We start from the raw sequence: 12,183 nt of genomic DNA, 5'->3' as shown, positions 1-12,183 counted from the left end.
CAGGTGATGAAGAACGTCACATCCGCCAGATGGTGCTGCCCGAGGTCGGGGCCGAGGGGCAGGCGCGGCTGCGCGCGGCCCGCGTGCTGGTGGTGGGTGCGGGTGGGCTGGGTTCGCCCGCGATCATGTATCTGGTCGGCGCCGGCATCGGCGCGCTGACCGTCGTTGACGCGGATGTGGTCGAGATGCCCAACCTGCACCGCCAGCCGATCCACGCCGGGCGCGTCGGCATGGGCAAGGCAGCATCGGCCGCCGCCTTTGCCGCCGCGCTGGACCCCGGCGTGCAGGTGCGGGCGCTGGCCGAGCGGCTGACGCCCGCCAATGCCGGGGCGCTGGTGCAGGGCTGCGACGTGGTGCTGGATTGTGCCGACAGTTTCGCGGTGGGCCTGATCCTGTCGGACGCCTGCATGGCGGCGGGGGTGGCGCTGATTTCGGCCTCGGCGCTGGGGCTTGGGGGGTATGTCGGCGGGTTCTGCGGCGGCGCACCCAGCCTGCGGGCGGTGTTTCCCGACCTGCCCGACCGCGCCGCCACCTGCGCCACCGCCGGGGTGCTGGGGCCGGTGGTGGCCACGCTGGGCACCTTGCAGGCGCAGATGGCGCTTGAGTTGCTGCTGGGGTTGCAGCCCTCGCCGCTGGGGCAGCTGCTGACGCTGGCGCCGGGGTTGCGCTGGGGCGGGTTCCGCTTTGACGGCGCCCCCGAGCCGCAATCCGGGTTCCGCTTTATCGACACGAGCGAAATTGCCGCGGGGGATTTTGTCATTGACCTGCGCGACGCGGACGAGGCGCCGGTTCCCATCCACCCCGCCGCCATTCGCGCCCGGACCGAAACCCCGCCCTGCCCGCCCGCGGGCGCCCGCGCGGTGATCGCCTGCCGCTCGGGGCTGCGGGCGTGGCGGGCGGCGCGGATCCTTGCATCCGCCCATCCCGACACCGCCCATCCCGACATCGTCCTGATCGCTACCGGAGGAGATTGATGAGACATCTGCTAGCCGCCGCGCTGCTTGCGCTGGCCCCCGCCTTTCCCGCGCAGGCCGCGGACAAGGTCACGCTGGTTCTCGATTGGTTCGTGAACCCTGACCATGCCCCCGTCGTGCTGGCCGCCGAACAGGGGTATTTCACCGACGCCGGACTGGAGGTCGAGATCATCGCCCCCGCCGACCCCGCCGACCCGCCCAAGCTGGTCGCGGCCGGCCGTGCCGATCTGGCGATCACCTATCAGCCGCAGCTGCATCTACAGGTCCACGAAGGGTTGCCTCTGGTCCGGGTCGGCACGCTGGTCGGCACGCCGCTGAACTGCCTGATGGTGCGCGCGGATGGGCCGGTGGCGACGCTGGCCGACCTGCGCGGCCGCCGCATCGGTTATTCCGTGGCCGGGGTCGAACAGGCGCTGGTCTCTGCCTTGCTGGCGCAGGCCGGCATGACGCTGGACGATGTCGAGATGGTCAACGTCAACTGGGCGCTGACGCCGGCGCTGATGTCGGGCCAGGTCGATGCCACCATCGGCGGCTATCGCAATTTCGAGCTGACCCAGATGCGGCTGGCCGGCGGCGAGGGGCGCTGTTTCTTTCTGGAGGAAGAAGGGCTGCCTGCCTATGACGAGCTGATCTATGTCGCCAATGCCGACTCTGTCGACCGCGACCGCGTCAACCGCTTTCTCGGCGCGGTGGAGCGCGCGACGCAGTTCATGCTCAACCACCCCGACGAGGCGCGGGCGATCTTTGCCGCCCACGCCCCCGACCTGTCGGACGCGCTGAACACCGCCGCCTGGGCCGATACCTTTGGCCGGTTCGCCATTTCACCCGCCGCGCTGGACCATGGCCGCTATGCGCGGTTCGAGGCGTTCCTGCATGACAACGCGCTGGTGCCGGAAATCTGGCCGGTCGCACGGTTTGCCATCGACCCGGGGGCAGAAAAATGAGCTACGGCCGCTGCTTTACCGCCTGGCGCGCCGCCGCCGGTTCGCATTGGGACGACTATGTGCGGCACCGCTTTGTGCAGGGAATGGCCGACGGCACCCTGCCGCGCGCCGGGTTCCTGAACTATCTGGTGCAGGATTACCGTTTCCTGATCCATTTCAGCCGCGCCTGGGCGCTGGGGATCGTCAAGGCGGACACGCTGGACGAAATGCGAGCCTGCGCGGCGACCGTCGACGCGCTGATCAACCTGGAAATGCCGCTGCATATCCGTATCTGCGGCGCCGAGGGCATCACCCCCGAGGCGCTCGAGGCTGCGGAGGAGGCGCCCCAGAACCTCGCCTATACCCGCTATGTTCTGGAATCGGGCTTTAGCGGCGATTTCCTGGACCTGCTGGCGGCGCTGGCGCCTTGCGTGCTGGGATATGGCGAGATCGGCGCCCGGCTGGCGCAAGAGGCCGCGCCCGACACCCCCTATCGCGAGTGGATCGACACCTATGCCGGCGAGGATTTCCAGCGTGCCTGTGTCGAGGCCGGCGCCCTGATCGACCGCGCCGTCGCCGCAAGGCTGGGCGATACGCCCGAGGCATTGCCGCGCTGGCAGGCGCTTGAGCGGCGCTTTGCCACCGCCACCCGCCTTGAGGTCGCGTTCTGGGGGCTGGGGGTGGCGTGATCAGCAACGCGGGGGCCTCCGGCGGGGATATTTCAGGACAGAAGATGCGCCCCACGGTTTCGGGCGAGGTTCCGGGGCTGTTCGGCCCGTTGGAGCTGGTGCTTGAGCCGGGGCGGCTGACCTGCCTGCTGGGGGCCTCGGGCGTCGGGAAATCCACCCTGCTGCGGCTGCTGGCCGGGCTGCCGACCGGGGTCGAGTTCCGCGGCCGCGTCGCTTCGCAGCCGGCGGCGCTGATGGGGCAGGATCCGGGGCTGTTTTCATGGCTGAGCGCGGCGCGCAACATCGGTCTGGGCGCCCGGCTGCGCGGCCAGCGGGTGGACAATGCCCGCGTCGCCGCACTGATCCGGGCGGTCGGGCTGGAGGGGCTGGAACGCCGCCTGCCCGCCAGCCTGTCGGGCGGGCAGCGCCAGCGGGTGGCGCTGGCGCGCACCTTGGCCGAGGACCGGCCGCTGGTGCTGCTGGACGAGCCGTTCTCGGCGCTGGACGTGGCGCTGCGGTTGCAGATCGGCGACATGGCGGCGCGGCTGCTGGCGGGGCGCACGGTGCTGATGGTGACCCATGACCCGGCCGAGGCTGCGCGTCTGGGCGACCGGATCCTGGTGATGACCCCCGCCGGGCTGACCGCAAACCCGGCTCCGCCCGGTCCCGTCCCCCGCCCCCATGACGCGCCCGAGGTTCTGGCCGCGCAGGCCGCCCTGACCGGCCGGTTGCTGGCATGAGGGCGCTGCTGGCCCTGATCGCCGCCCTGCTGCTGTGGGAGGCGCTGGTGCGGCTGACCGGCCTGCCGCCCTATCTGCTGCCCTCGCCGCTGGCCGTGGGTGGCGCGCTGTGGACCCACCGGGCCGAGATCGCCCCGGCGGCGCTGCTGACCGGCTGGGAAACGCTGCTGGGGCTGATGCTGGGCGCCGTGCTGGGGGTCGGGACGGCGGTGGCGATGGCGCTGTGGCCGCGGCTGGGGCGGGCGCTGTCGCCGGGGCTGATCGTCAGCCAGACCATCCCGGTGTTTGCGCTGGCGCCGATCCTGACGCTGTGGCTGGGGTTCGGCATGGCGCCCAAGGTGGCGATGGTGGTGCTGATCGTGTTCGTGCCGGTGGCGCAGGCGCTATACGACGGGCTGATGTCGCCGCCCTCGGCACAGCTGGACGTGGCGCGGACGATGGGGGCGTCGAACTGGGCCGAGCTGCGCCACCTACGCTTTCCGGCGGCGCTGCCGCGGCTGGCCTCGGGGCTGCGGCTGGGGGCGATCTATGCGCCGGTGGGCGCGGTGATCGGCGAATGGGTCGGCGGCGCGCGGGGTCTGGGTGCGCTGATGATCCACGCCAACGGCCGGATGAGGATCGACCTGATGTTTGCGGCGCTGTTCGTGGTGGTGGCGCTGTCGCTGACGCTTTACACCGTGATCGACCGCAGCCTGAGCCGCCTGCTGCGCGCCCGCGGCTTCTAAGCGCTTCGGGCGGTCCCAAATATCCTCGGGGGGGTTGCCGCAGGCAACGGGGGGCAGACAGCCCCCCTGCGACAGCGCGCGCGGCAACCACCCTCAGCCCTGCGAAGCCTCTTTCGCCATTGCGGCCCGCAAGGTCGCCGCGATCAGCGCGGCCACGCCGGCGGTGGTGCCGATCGGGGGGGCGATCGGGCCTTGCCCGCGCCAGCCCTGCGGGATGTCGTCGGTGACATGTTCGCCGCCGGTGGCAAAGAACGGCAGGCAGACCGCCGGCCCTTCGGGCAGCACATCGGCCAGAAACGGCGGTTCCTCGATGAAGCCGACGTTTACGGCGGCAAACCCGGCGACGGGGGCCAGGGCCTTGGCGAATTCGCGTGTCACAAGGGCCGGGGCGCGGGATTTGCCCGAGCCGTGGCCGACGACCACCAGCGTCGCGGTGGCCGGGTCGATCCCGGCCGCCGAGGCGGTTTCACGCGCAACCACCGCCCCCAGCGCCGGCAAGCCGGGGTCGAGACCAAGGGGCGCGGTCAGCCGCACCCCGTTGATCCCCGCCAGCGCCAGCCGGCGCGGGGTCTCGCTGCGCACGAACCAGCCGTCGGCCATGAAATGCGGATAGACCAGCCTCACCCCATGCAGCGCCGCAAGGCTGCGCTTGCAGGCAAGCGTCGCGCCATGGATGCGCCAGCCGGGCAGCAGCGCCTGCACCTGCGCGGCCAAAGCCTCGATCTCGGGCTGCAAGGCGCCGGGATCGCCGGGCTGGCCATGGGCAAGGATCGCCGCCGCCGGACCGGTTGCGGGGCCGGTTGCGGGGCCGTTCGGGGGGGCGTCCTGCGCGGTCGCGGCGGCGCAGCGGCAGCCCTCGCACACGGCAGGGCCTGGGACCATCACCGCGCATCCCCAAGGTCAAAGACAGCCGCCAGTTCCTGGGGCATCGGAAATTCGGCCAGAGCGCGGGCGCGGGCCTCGGGCGACATCTTGCGCGCGGTCTTGGCGACGATGCCCAGCAGCGATTCGGGCGTCTGGGTGGTGGCGAAATCGCCCATGTAATGGCGGATGAAGGTAAAGCAGGCGACATCTTCCAGCGCCTGCACCTGGGGATCGCGCTTGATCCCCTCTTTGCGCAGCATCCGTCCGGCGTGGGCGGTCTGGTCCTCGGGGTAGCCCGCGTCGCGCATCAGGGACATCACCCGCTCGGCATGGCGGCGGGACTGGTCGCGGCGCCACAGCAGATAGCCCTCGCGCCCCTGCGGGTAGTCGCTGCGCGGCAGCAGCCAGCGCTCGATATGCTGGCCGCGGCAGGCGATGGCCAGCGCGTCGGTGGCATGGGGAAACAGGCGGCGCTGTTCCTCGGTCATGCGGCGGCCGTAAAGCAGCTCGACCGGCTGGCCGCTTTCCATCCGCGGATCGGCGGCGTTGGCGGCGTCGATGGCGGCAAAGACCCGGTCCCGAGGCGTCATGGCGGCAATTCCCTGCTGGCGTCTGGCTGGCTCTGGACTGCCACGCCCTCCCGCCAAGGTCCAGCGCCGCGCGCGGCCAAGGCTTGCCAAGCCGCGCCCGCGCGGGGATACCGCCCCGAGAACTGGGAAAGGCTGCTGTCATGCTGGGGTTCGTCGCGCCAAGGCTGGTGCTGCTGTCGGTGCCCAAGACCGGGACCACCGCGCTTGAGGGCGCGCTGGCGCCGCGGGCCGAGATCGTGCTGCGCGCCCGCCCCGAGATCAAGCACCTGACCATGAGCCAGTTCAACCTGCGCATCCAGCCGCTGCTGGCCAATATCCCCGGCCCGCGGTTCCGGGTGGCGGCGGTCCTGCGTGAGCCGATTTCATGGCTGGGCAGCTGGTATCGCTATCGCCAGCGCCCGCAGACGCTGGGCAAGCCAAACAGCACCATCGGCATCAGTTTCGAGGGCTTTGTGCAGGATTACCTGTCGGACGAACGCCCGCCCTATGCGGCGCTGGGGCGGCAGTCGGGGTTCATCGCCCCCGCACCGGGCAAGCGCGGCCCCGACATGCTGTTCCAGTATGAGCGGATGGACGATCTGCTGCGCTATTTCGAAACCGCGCTGGACTGCAAGCTGGCGCCGCGGCGGGTCAATGTCTCGCCCAAGGCCGACCTGAGCCTGTCGCCCGCAACAAGGGCGCGGCTGCGCGAGGCGCTGGCCGAGGATTACGCGCTGTGGGAATCGGCGGCCGACCCGTCGCTGCGCCCGCCGCCGCTGCCGTGATGGCTGCTGCCTTGGCCGCCAGTGCCTTGGCCGCCTCTGCCTTGGCCGCCCCCGCCTTGGCCGCCCCCGCCTTGGCCGCCGCTGCCGTAAAGCGCGCGGGCCCGGTCTTCAAAGGCGCGGACGATGCGGTGCATCGCTTCGACGAACACCACCCCGATCACCTTGCGCAGGATGGCGTTGCGGAATTCGAAATCGACGAAGAAACGCACCTCGCAGCCGCCCTCGGGCCGGTCGGTGAACTGCCAGCCGCTGTGCAGATGGCTGAACGGGCCGTCGAGATATTGCGTGTCGATACGCTGTTCGGCAGGAAACAGCGTCACGCGGCTGCCGAAGCGTTCGCGGAACACCTTGAAGCTGATGACCAGATCGGCCTCGATCACCTCGGAGCCGTCGGGGCCGGGGCTGCGCGAGCGGATGCGCGCCGCCGCGTTCCACGGCAGAAATTCCGGGTAGCTTTCCACATCCGCCACAAGATCATACATCTGCTGCGCAGTATGGGGCAGCACACGGGTTTCGGCGTGGTTGGGCAAGGGCTGGTCCTTTGCTTGCGACCGCCCCCGTCTAGCAGAGGTCGCGCGCGATGAACAACATGATCTGGCTGCTGCGCATGTCGCGCTGGGTGCGCAACCCGCCCCCGGCCGGGCGGGTGTGGCTGGTGGTGATCGTCGGGGCGCTGGTAGTGGCTCTGGGCACGATCGAGTGGATGGGCTGGGTTCCCGAATGGGCCACGCAGGACCGCCCGCGCCGCCTGCCCCGGGTGCAGATGCCGTAAGGGGCGCGGCGGCTGCCCTCAGCGCCCGGCTGCGGCAAAGGTGTCGCAATCGTCGATCTGCCCCGAGCGCATCCCCCGCATCAGCCAGGCGCTGCGGTCGGCGGCCGAGCCGTGGGTAAAGCTGTCGGGCATCGGCGCGCGGCCGGATTTCTCCATCAGGATGTCGTCGCCGACGGCGCGGGCGGCGTTGACGGCATCATCCACGTCGCCGGGCTGGATGCTGCCGAAACGGTCGGCGGCGTGGCGCGCCCAGATCCCGGCGAAACAGTCGGCCTGCAACTCGGTCAGGACCGACAGGCGATTCGATTCCGCCTGCCCCGCCTGCGCCCGCGCCCGGTTCACCTGCGGCAGCACCCCCAGCAGGTTCTGCACATGGTGGCCGATTTCATGCGCGATCACATAGGCATAGGCGAAATCGCCCCCCGCCCCCATCTGCCGCTGCATCACCCGGAAGAAATCGGTGTCCAGATACACCTTGCGGTCGCCCGGGCAATAGAACGGCCCCATCGCCGAGGACGCGCCCCCGCAGGCCGATTGCACCGCGCCGGAAAACAGCACGAGGCTGGGTTCGCGGTAATCCATGCCGGCCTGCGTGGCCAGCACCTCGGCCCAGATTTCCTCGGTGTCGGCCAGCACGACCGAGACGAACTGCCCGATCTCGCGTTCCTCGGCGGTGAGCTGGCGGGGGGCGGTCTGCTGGGGTTCGGACAGGCCCCCCACCAGCGGCGAGATGTCGATGCCGAAGAAATACCCCACCGCCAGCACCGCCAGCATCCCCACGACGCCCATGCCGCCCGCGCCGGCAGAGCCGATGCCGCGGCGATCCTCGATGTTGCGGCTGCCGCGACGGCCTTTCCATTCCATGGTCGGTCCTTTCTGTTGGCAGGTCGAGAATGTATCGCCGCGCCTGGCAGGGCAACAGCCCCGGACGGCGCGGGGTTCCGTGGCCCGGCCGCAACCGGGGGCTTCGCGCCCCCGGACCCCCGCGGGATATTTCCAGACAGAAGATGGGCCCTGCGGAAGGCGGGTTGCTTGGAATGCGACCTGTGCTGTGGCATGGGGCGCGTTCACGGCAAGGGATGGGCGCGATGTTCGACTGGGTGCTTTCTGTAATCGAGAGCTGGGGTTATTCCGGCATCTTCCTGCTGATGGTCGCCGAGCATCTGTTCCCGCCGATCCCGTCCGAGGTGATCATGCCGCTGGCGGGGTATCTGGCGGCCAGCGGCAAGCTGTCGCTGCTGCCGACGGTAATCGCCGGCACGCTGGGTTCGGTCGTGGGCACCAGCGCGTGGTTCGTGATCGGCTGGTGGATCGGGGCCGCGCGGCTGAAACGCTGGGCTGCGCGTCACGGGCGGCTGATGACGCTGTCGCCCGGCGACATCGACATGGCGCAGGCGTGGTTCGACCGGCGCGGCGGTGCGGCGGTGTTTCTGGGGCGGATGATTCCGGCGGTTCGCACGCTGATTTCGGTTCCCGCGGGGATCGCGCGGATGAGCCTGTGGCGGTTTTTTGCCTTTACCGTGCTGGGCAGCCTGCTGTGGACGCTGGTTCTGACCCTGTCGGGGCTGGTGTTGCAGGCGAATTTCCATCTTGTCGAGGAAGTGATCGACCCGCTGTCGAAGATCGTCGTCGTCACCGTGGTTCTCGTGTACATCTACCGCGTGGCCACTTGGCGGCCTCATTGAAATCTTTCGGTGATTCCATGCGCATGATGTCCGAGCCGCTCGGCGCCCCCTCGCCCCGGATGCTGGCCGTCGCGGCGGGCGGGGGTTCGGCCGCGCTGCTGGCCGGGGCGCTGTTCTTTCAGGCGCTGGGGTTTGCGCCTTGCGAGCTGTGCATCCTGCAACGCTGGCCCCATGCGGCAGCGGCGGTGCTGGCCGTGGCGATCGCGGCGCTGGGGTTTCGCCGGGCGCTGGCGGCGCTGGGGCTGATCGCGGCGCTGCTGGCGGTTGCATTCGCCGCCTATCACACCGGGGTCGAGCAGGGCTGGTGGGCCGGTCCCGCCGCCTGTTCGGGCGGCTTGGGCGATCTGGGCGCGGTGTCGACCGAAGAGCTGCTATCGCGCATCCGCGGCGCGCAGGTGGTGCGCTGCGACCAGCCCGCCTGGGTGTTTCTGGGCCTGTCGATGGCGGCGTGGAACGCGATCCTGTCGGCGCTGCTGGCCGGGCTGTGGGCGCTGTCGCTGCGCCGCTCGGCACGCTGAGACCTGCCGCCGGCGTCGGTCGCCGTTGAACCCACTAGCGGTGGGTGATACAGGTCCGTGCAACGAGATATTGAGGCAGACCCCTTGGCCGACACCCCCGACGACGAGCTTCCCACCGACGACCCCATCCAGGGCACGGCCCCGCCGGAATCCGACGCGCCCGAGCGGGCGGTGATGCCCCATGACGGGCCGCTGGTCGACATCGCGCACGAGATGCGCCACGCCTATCTCGACTATGCCATGTCGGTCATCGTCAGCCGGGCGATCCCCGACCTGCGCGACGGGCTGAAGCCGGTGCACCGGCGCGTGCTGTTCGCCATGCACGAAAGCGGCAACACCCACGACAAGCCCTATCGAAAATCGGCGCGCCCGGTCGGCGACACCATGGGGAAATACCACCCCCACGGCGATGCCTCGATCTATGACGCGTTGGTGCGGATGGCGCAGCCGTTCTCGATGTCGCTGATGCTGCTGGACGGACAGGGCAACTTTGGCTCGATGGACGGCGATTCGCCGGCGGCGATGCGCTATACCGAGGTGCGCATGGCCCGCGTGGCCAACTGGCTGCTGGCCGACATCGACAAGGAAACCGTCGATTTCCAGGACAACTACGACGGCAAGGATCGCGAGCCCAGCGTTCTGCCCGCGCGGTTTCCCAACATGCTGGTCAACGGGGCGGGCGGCATCGCGGTCGGCATGGCGACCAACATCCCCCCCCACAACCTGGGCGAGGTGATCGACGCGACGCTGGCGCTGATCGAAAACCCCGACCTGCCCACCGAGCGGCTGATCGAGATCGTCCCCGGCCCGGATTTCCCCACCGGCGGCGTGATCCTGGGCCGCTCGGGCATCCGCAAGGCGTATTTCGAGGGGCGCGGCTCGGTGGTGCTGCGGGCGCGCACGCGGATCGAGACCGTGCGCGCGGGGCGCGAGGCGATCATCCTCGACGACGTGCCCTATCAGGTGAACAAATCCACGCTGATCGAACGCATCGCCGAACTGGCCAAGGAAAAGCGCATCGAGGGCATCGCCCATGTCCAGGACGAATCCGACCGTCAGGGCGTGCGTGTCGTCATTGAACTGAAACGCGACGCCACCGCCGAGGTGGTGCTGAACCAGCTGTTCCGCTTTACCCCGATGCAGTCCAGTTTCGGCTGCAACATGCTGGCGCTGAACGGCGGCCGCCCGGAACTGCTGACACTGCGCGATTTCCTGACCCATTTCATCACCTTCCGCGAAGAGGTGGTCGCCCGCCGCACCGCCTATGAGCTGCGCCGCGCCCGCGAACGCAGCCATGTGCTGTGCGGTCTGGCGGTGGCGGTGTCCAACGTGGACGAGGTGGTGGCGACGATCCGCGCCTCAAAAGACGCGGCCGAGGCGCGCGAGCGGCTGATGCAGCGGCGCTGGCCGGCGCATGAGATCCTTGAATATCTGCGGCTGATCGACGACCCGCTGCACCCGGTCAACGATGACGGCACCTATAACCTGTCGGAAACCCAGGCCCGCGCCATTCTGGAACTGCGCCTGCAACGCCTGACCCAGCTGGGCGTGCAAGAGGTCACCGACGAATTGCAGGCGCTTGCCGATGCGATCCGCGACTATCTGGCGATCCTCGCCAGCCGGCAGCGGGTGCTGGACATCATCTCGGACGAGCTGCGCGAGGTGCGCGAGCTGTTCGCCGTGCCGCGCCGGACCGAGATCGTGGACTGGGCCGGCGATCTGGACGACGAAGACCTGATCGAACGCGAGGACATGGTCGTCACCATCACCTCGGGCGGCTATGTCAAGCGCACGGCGCTGTCGGAATTCCGCAGCCAGCGCCGGGGCGGCAAGGGCCTGTCCTCGATGGCGACCAAGGACGACGACGTGGTCACCACGCTGTTCGTCGCCAACACCCATACCGAGCTGCTGTTCTTCACCACCGAGGGCATGGTTTACCGGCTCAAGACCTGGCGGCTGCCGCTGGGCGGGCGCACCGCGCGCGGCAAGGCGCTGGTCAACATCCTGCCGATCGACGGCGGCACCTCGATCGCGGCGCTGATGCCGGTGGACGTCCCCGAGGACGAATGGGATTCGCTGCAAGTGGTGTTCGCCACCTCGGCCGGCGATGTGCGCCGCAATGCGCTGTCGGATTTCACCAACATCATGCGCAACGGCAAGATCGCGATGAAGCTGCCCGAAGGGGTCAGCCTGGTCGACGCCCGCATCGCCGACGAAAACGACGACGTGATGCTGGTCACCGCCATGGGCCGGGCGATCCGCTTTCCCGCAACCGACGTGCGCGTGTTCAAGGGCCGCGATTCGACCGGGGTGCGCGGGATCCGGCTGGCGACGGGGGACAGCGTGGTCTCGATGTCGGTGATCCGGCATTTCGAGGCGTCGCCCGAGGAACGCGCCGCCTATATCAAGATGCGCCGCGCGGTCGAGGGCGCGCTGGACGACGGCGCCGAGCCCGATGAGGACGAGGCGGTGGCGGAAACCGCGCTTGGCCAGGACCGCTATGCTGAAATGTCGGCGGCCGAGGATCTGATCCTGACCATCACCGCGCGCGGTGCGGGCAAGATCAGCTCCAGCCACGATTATCCGGTGCGCGGTCGCGGTGGTCAGGGGGTGATGGCGATGGACCGCGCCATGCGCGGCGGGCCGCTGGTTGCCAGCTTCCCGGTGACGCTGGACGACCAGATCATGCTGGCGACCTCGACCGGGCAGTCGATCCGGGTGCCGGTGGACGGGATCAGCTTCCGCTCGCGCTCGGCCGGCGGCGTGCGGGTGCTGAATACCGCCGAGGGCGAAGAGGTGGTGACCGTCGCCCGCGTCGCCGATCAGGAAAACGGCGACAACGGCGAGCCCGAGGACGACGCCGAGGAATAAGACAGCGCCGGCGGCCCACACCGCCGGCCCTGCCAGCACTTCGGCCGGACTCCCGATCCGCGTGGCCCGGCGCAGCCCGGTTCTTCATC

At 69.7% G+C, this 12,183-nt stretch carries 13 protein-coding genes and 1 pseudogene; 10 read left to right on the top strand and 4 right to left on the bottom strand.

What is annotated here, in order from left to right; genetic code table 11:
• The first annotated feature begins 29 nt into the window (after positions 1-29).
• The 5 genes from BLW83_RS07935 to BLW83_RS07915 are packed head-to-tail and all read left to right on the top strand — an operon-like array spanning position 30 to position 4,030.
• Positions 30-974 (top strand): HesA/MoeB/ThiF family protein, encoded by a 945-nt coding sequence (locus BLW83_RS07935; protein WP_245728678.1) that lies wholly within the window; start codon positions 30-32, stop codon positions 972-974.
• Entirely contained in the window at positions 974-1,918 is a 945-nt protein-coding gene (locus tag BLW83_RS07930) for an ABC transporter substrate-binding protein (RefSeq protein WP_090847252.1), read from the top strand. The genes BLW83_RS07935 and BLW83_RS07930 overlap by 1 nt, the downstream gene beginning before the upstream one ends.
• A complete protein-coding gene (tenA, locus tag BLW83_RS07925; protein ID WP_090847250.1) occupies positions 1,915-2,586 on the top strand; it encodes a thiaminase II in 672 nt (223 codons plus the stop codon). Before BLW83_RS07930 ends, tenA begins: the two co-directional genes overlap by 4 nt.
• A gap of 44 nt (positions 2,587-2,630) precedes the next feature.
• Positions 2,631-3,305 carry an ABC transporter ATP-binding protein gene (locus tag BLW83_RS07920; RefSeq protein ID WP_090847248.1) on the top strand — a complete coding sequence of 225 codons (675 nt, stop codon included), beginning with the start codon at positions 2,631-2,633 and terminating at the stop codon, positions 3,303-3,305.
• Positions 3,302-4,030 (top strand): ABC transporter permease, encoded by a 729-nt coding sequence (locus BLW83_RS07915; RefSeq protein WP_090847246.1) that lies wholly within the window; start codon positions 3,302-3,304, stop codon positions 4,028-4,030. The genes BLW83_RS07920 and BLW83_RS07915 overlap by 4 nt, the downstream gene beginning before the upstream one ends.
• A 93-nt stretch (positions 4,031-4,123) precedes the next feature.
• On the opposite strand, the gene BLW83_RS07910 is transcribed toward BLW83_RS07915, so the two are convergent.
• Both BLW83_RS07910 and BLW83_RS07905 read right to left on the bottom strand, forming a co-directional pair.
• The gene (locus tag BLW83_RS07910; RefSeq protein WP_245728676.1) at positions 4,124-4,912 is read right to left on the bottom strand and encodes a cobalamin biosynthesis protein CbiX; all 789 of its coding nucleotides are present in this window, start codon (positions 4,910-4,912) and stop codon (positions 4,124-4,126) included.
• On the bottom strand, positions 4,912-5,484 hold the full coding sequence (locus BLW83_RS07905) for a DUF4202 domain-containing protein (protein ID WP_090847244.1): 573 nt from the start codon (positions 5,482-5,484) through the stop codon (positions 4,912-4,914). Before BLW83_RS07905 ends, BLW83_RS07910 begins: the two co-directional genes overlap by 1 nt.
• Positions 5,485-5,624: 140 nt before the next feature.
• On the opposite strand from BLW83_RS07905, the gene BLW83_RS07900 reads away from it, so the two are divergent.
• Complete coding sequence (locus tag BLW83_RS07900; protein ID WP_090847242.1) at positions 5,625-6,248, top strand: sulfotransferase family protein; 624 nt, start codon at positions 5,625-5,627, stop codon at positions 6,246-6,248.
• A gap of 83 nt (positions 6,249-6,331) precedes the next feature.
• Here BLW83_RS07900 and BLW83_RS07895 read toward each other — a convergent pair.
• Positions 6,332-6,778: pseudogene (locus BLW83_RS07895) on the bottom strand (type II toxin-antitoxin system RatA family toxin); the annotation flags it as partial.
• 50 nt (positions 6,779-6,828) lie between these two features.
• Between BLW83_RS07895 and BLW83_RS07890 the strand changes: the two are divergent.
• Positions 6,829-7,020 (top strand): hypothetical protein, encoded by a 192-nt coding sequence (locus BLW83_RS07890; protein ID WP_090847238.1) that lies wholly within the window; start codon positions 6,829-6,831, stop codon positions 7,018-7,020.
• An 18-nt stretch (positions 7,021-7,038) separates the two neighbouring features.
• Here BLW83_RS07890 and ypfJ read toward each other — a convergent pair whose 3' ends face one another.
• The gene (gene ypfJ, locus BLW83_RS07885; protein ID WP_090847236.1) at positions 7,039-7,884 is read right to left on the bottom strand and encodes a KPN_02809 family neutral zinc metallopeptidase; all 846 of its coding nucleotides are present in this window, start codon (positions 7,882-7,884) and stop codon (positions 7,039-7,041) included.
• A 224-nt stretch (positions 7,885-8,108) separates the two neighbouring features.
• Here ypfJ and BLW83_RS07880 point away from each other — a divergent pair, with 224 nt between their 5' ends.
• The 3 genes from BLW83_RS07880 to gyrA all read left to right on the top strand — a co-directional run bounded on the left by BLW83_RS07880 (position 8,109) and on the right by gyrA (position 12,094).
• Positions 8,109-8,705, top strand: a complete 597-nt coding sequence (locus BLW83_RS07880) for a DedA family protein (RefSeq protein WP_090847612.1) — start codon at positions 8,109-8,111, stop codon at positions 8,703-8,705.
• A gap of 17 nt (positions 8,706-8,722) precedes the next feature.
• Positions 8,723-9,223 carry a disulfide bond formation protein B gene (locus tag BLW83_RS07875; protein WP_342707510.1) on the top strand — a complete coding sequence of 167 codons (501 nt, stop codon included), beginning with the start codon at positions 8,723-8,725 and terminating at the stop codon, positions 9,221-9,223.
• 174 nt (positions 9,224-9,397) lie between these two features.
• Positions 9,398-12,094, top strand: a complete 2,697-nt coding sequence (gyrA, locus tag BLW83_RS07870; RefSeq protein WP_090847608.1) for a DNA gyrase subunit A — start codon at positions 9,398-9,400, stop codon at positions 12,092-12,094.
• Positions 12,095-12,183 lie beyond the last annotated feature (89 nt).

The sequence above is a fragment of the Paracoccus alkenifer genome (assembly GCF_900108405.1).
In the GTDB taxonomy this organism is placed as follows: domain Bacteria; phylum Pseudomonadota; class Alphaproteobacteria; order Rhodobacterales; family Rhodobacteraceae; genus Paracoccus; species Paracoccus alkenifer.
The sequence above is the reverse complement of the archived record's forward strand: the minus strand, read 5'-3'. Positions and strand labels throughout refer to the sequence as shown.